Raw genomic sequence first — 1,254 nt, 5'->3', positions numbered from 1 at the left:
CAGGGCAATCGCATCAAGAGACCTGCATTCCAAGCACTTGAGCCCGATAGTGTTCATCGAATCCGGCCTTGAGCCGTTTGTTCTTTATGCCGACCTTGGTGGCTTTGTCAGCGTGCAGTAGATTCGACACGATGCGGCGCAGGATCGCGAAGTTTTGTGCTGCATTGTCCACCCGGGCACGACATTGATCCTCGCCAAAGGCGACATCGAGCACCCAATGCATGCTGTTTTCGATGGCCCAGTGAGCGCGCACCGCCTCGTTGATCCGTTTCGGGTCCGCGGGCAGGCTGTTCACGTAGTACCGCCGCTCCACCGAAACGCGGCCGTCGATCTCGCGGGTGGCCTCAACCATCGCCACCGAACGCAGGCCGGCCCATTTGCCGTCCACATCCAGCCAGTCAATCATGTCGGTCGCAACGCACCGGCGCGTCTCGATTCGTCCGTGCACTTTCTTGCCTGTCTGACAGTGCTCAGCGAAGCGCACGCTGCGCAGAGACTGGGTGCGCTGTGCATCGAACAGCTGCACGATCGCTTCATGCAGGGCAGGCTGATTGCCTTTGACCGCAAGCACATAATCGGCACCTCCAGCCACGATTTTCGCCGCGATCTCCCGCTGGCAACCCATCGCGTCGATCGTCACGATCGCACCCTTGAGCAGCAAGGCGTCCAGCAAGGCCGGGATCGCGGTGATCTCATTGCTTTTGTCGGCAGTCCTGACCTGGCCCAAGGTTGCCCCCAACGCGCCGCAATAGGCCGATACCAGATGGATCGCGCTACGCCCCATGCCGTGCGAGCGCCGTACCGTCTTGCCGTCAATTGCCACCACCTGGCCCGCGACTGCAGGACAAATGCCGCTTACCCAACGCACAAAGCACGCCTCGAACTGCCGCGCATCAAGCGCCGCGAATACGCGCCCGAACGTGTCATGCGAGGCAATCCCGTTGCGCAGCGGCAAGTACCGGCGCAGCCACTCCAGTTGTCCTTGCCCCCACAAAGCGATCCCCACCCAGCTGTCGGCACCCGACAGGATCGCCGCCAGTGCAACCACCAGCATTTCCGTCAGATCATGCTCCGGGATGCGTACACGCGGGTCCTTCAGGTCCCCAAACGCGTCTTGCAAACTCAACGGCTCGTATTCGTCGTCCACACCACTCTCGGCTCTTAGCAAAACCAAGAGTTAACGCTTCTTCGCAGCAGTTTACAACCCCATTCGTAACCCATTGTGTGTAAACAATTTTTCGTGCGATTGCCCTG

Annotated in this window: 1 protein-coding gene; it reads right to left on the bottom strand. The window is 60.1% G+C overall.

Features of this window, described 5'->3' with window-relative positions; translation table 11 throughout:
- Positions 1–13 precede the first annotated feature (13 nt).
- Complete coding sequence (locus tag PQQ96_RS42025; protein ID WP_408303315.1) at positions 14–1,147, bottom strand: ISAs1 family transposase; 1,134 nt, start codon at positions 1,145–1,147, stop codon at positions 14–16.
- Between the last annotated feature and the right edge of the window lie 107 nt (positions 1,148–1,254).

The organism is Paraburkholderia sediminicola (assembly GCF_046027825.1).
Lineage (GTDB): Bacteria > Pseudomonadota > Gammaproteobacteria > Burkholderiales > Burkholderiaceae > Paraburkholderia > Paraburkholderia sediminicola_D.
Note: the sequence above shows the minus strand (reverse complement) of the source record. Positions and strands in the feature narration are given on the sequence as shown.